Origin of the sequence: Komagataeibacter swingsii (assembly GCF_003207895.1) — a bacterium.
In the GTDB taxonomy this organism is placed as follows: Bacteria; Pseudomonadota; Alphaproteobacteria; order Acetobacterales; family Acetobacteraceae; genus Komagataeibacter; species Komagataeibacter swingsii.
This window is the reverse complement of sequence record NZ_NKUB01000070.1, coordinates 1-2109: the sequence shown is the minus strand read 5'-3', so window position 1 is coordinate 2109 and position 2109 is coordinate 1. Positions and strand designations below refer to the sequence as shown.

The 2109-nt window shown below is 45.2% G+C and carries 4 protein-coding genes; 1 reads left to right on the top strand and 3 read right to left on the bottom strand.

Features of this window, described 5'->3' with window-relative positions; translation table 11 throughout:
• Positions 1–105: 105 nt before the first annotated feature.
• From CFR76_RS17900 to CFR76_RS17890, 3 genes are read right to left on the bottom strand one after another with little or no spacing between them, the layout of a single operon-like run.
• Complete coding sequence (locus tag CFR76_RS17900) at positions 106–483, bottom strand: hypothetical protein (RefSeq protein WP_146222729.1); 378 nt, start codon at positions 481–483, stop codon at positions 106–108.
• Positions 476–730 (bottom strand): hypothetical protein, encoded by a 255-nt coding sequence (locus CFR76_RS17895; protein WP_146222728.1) that lies wholly within the window; start codon positions 728–730, stop codon positions 476–478. Before CFR76_RS17895 ends, CFR76_RS17900 begins: the two co-directional genes overlap by 8 nt.
• Positions 727–1059 carry a hypothetical protein gene (locus CFR76_RS17890; RefSeq protein ID WP_146222727.1) on the bottom strand — a complete coding sequence of 111 codons (333 nt, stop codon included), beginning with the start codon at positions 1057–1059 and terminating at the stop codon, positions 727–729. Before CFR76_RS17890 ends, CFR76_RS17895 begins: the two co-directional genes overlap by 4 nt.
• 346 nt (positions 1060–1405) lie before the next feature.
• Here CFR76_RS17890 and CFR76_RS17285 point away from each other — a divergent pair.
• Positions 1406–2109 (top strand): IS5 family transposase (locus CFR76_RS17285; protein ID WP_110557942.1); only part of this gene is annotated, 704 nt, incomplete at its 3' end.

Genomic DNA, 2109 nt, shown 5'->3' with positions numbered 1-2109 from the left:
GATAAGAGACTGTTTCGTAATTAGTAACTTCTAAGAACGATCTGAGAAGCCCATACGTATCAACGCTGTATGGGCTGTGCGGGATTAATCCCGCACAGCCCTGTTCTAATTCGCTTTCGTCATATTGGCACCCGAAAACGCACAGGATACCCCATGGAATGGATAGCAACCATCTTCGCTGCTGCTAACGATCTTTGAGCCTGCTTTCTTCAAATGTATTACACAACTGCCAGTGTCATCACTTTTCAAGATAAGTATATCTGTATTTGTTTCCAACGCTGGGCCGGATAACTCACCTCCACATCCCGGACCACCAATATCCATATCGCCTTCTAGCCCATTATTATTTGATTGAATGGTTAAATCACCATCGCCGCCTTCAATTTTTCCTGTCCAATGTTCAGGATATTTCGCCCAAGCAGGAGAGATAACGGTGAATACCGTAGCCCCAAAAATCAAATATGCAGATAGCTTATTACGCATGGCCATTTCCTATATGTGATATATGATGATTTTGAGAATTGCGTGTTTTTTCTTCATGGTCTTGTATCACGACAAGGGAAACGAAACCCAAGGTGGCCCAAAATCCCAAGGAGAAAACAAAGGCAGCAAACTTGCTTTCTCTACGTCTCCCAGAAACCATAACTTTCCCTACTGCCGGAAACAGGTATTGTATCTCTAGTAATAACCTTCCCGGCCAATAGAAAAACAAGGAAAGCAGGAATTTCATTGTCCCATTTCCTGAAATTTCATAAGCTGGACTGCGGTAGAAACCACACCTATTAGGAAAACACCTAGTTTAGGGCCAATTCCAACCTTTTCGAGTTTCTGGCTTGCCTTTTTCCATCGGTATTGTTTGAAAAACAAGGGTATGCAGACAAACACCCCAAGTATCAAAGCAAACCATGCAACGTATTCAATTCGATTATAGGGCTTCAAATTGGCCCATAATAATGCCTGATCTGCTGGAGATAGTGAAACTGGTGGGGTATTAGATGGAGTTTGTTTTTGAAGATATTGGATATCTTCTCCTGATAAAGACATAATTTTCAGCCTCAATTTGTCCTGCGACGGACGCACGTTTCCAATCGACACCGCCGGGCGTCGGGCGGTTCGCAGCGTGTCTACTTTTGAGGCAAAATCACGCCCTGCCTATTCCCCAAGTGAACAGCCGTCGCCGTTCACCCACGGGCATAAAGCCGGGTGTTATATTCAGCAGGCCACCCGACATAGGGGGCCGCCTCATGTAGAAGTGCTGCGAAGCACCGTTTCGGACTATATCACATTCAGAAATTTATATCCAGAATGGGAATTATGCGTCTGTTTTCGCTAGTTTTTTTCTGTACCTTCAGCCAGTCATATGCTATGTTCTCCCATCGAATCAAAAGGAAAGATTTTTCGGCAAATGTTCGCTAAATGTTCTGGTTATGATACCGATTTGTCGGATAGCCAGTGGCAGAAAATCAGAAAATTTATCCCGCGTGACACCCATTATGGGCGGACCCGTGGGACGGACATGCGCCGTGTCGTGGATGCTATATTTTATATCTCCGTGAATGGCTGCAAATGGCGGAATTTGCCCAAGGACTTCCCACCATGGCAGACCGTGTATAGATATTTCGTTCTTATGCGTAAAAAGAATAAATGGCAGAAAATCCACCACACCTTATATAGGGAGGTGCGGGAGGAAGCTGGCAAAGACGGCCAGCCATCCCTTCTGGTTATGGACAGCCAAAGTGTGAAAACCGGAAAGAATGCCGCTGCCGTTACCCGTGGATTTGATGGCGGCAAAAAAGTCAAAGGTCGAAAACGGCATCTTGTTACCGATAGTCTTGGGCTGTTGGTCGATATCGTGGTTACGCCAGCCAATATGCACGATACCAAAGGTGGTATGGCAGTTTTGAAAAAGATCAAAAACCGCTGGAACAATTCAAAAGTTAAAAAGATTATCGCAGACAAAGGTTATCGTGGCGAATTGCTACGGGGCTTTGTCCAAACCTATTTTAACGGTGATATTGAGATAGGGCAGAATCATACCAGCCCTGCAAAGGGTTTTGTTCCCGCCGAGAAAAGATGGGTGGTCGAACGCGGCTTTGCATGGTTAGGTGA

Bases quoted from the DNA above. Each gene is read 5' to 3' on its own strand.
- CFR76_RS17895 (WP_146222728.1), bottom strand. From the start codon at position 730: ATGAAATTCCTGCTTTCCTTGTTTTTCTATTGGCCGGGAAGGTTATTA.
- CFR76_RS17900 (WP_146222729.1), bottom strand. From the start codon at position 483: ATGCGTAATAAGCTATCTGCATATTTGATTTTTGGGGCTACGGTATTC.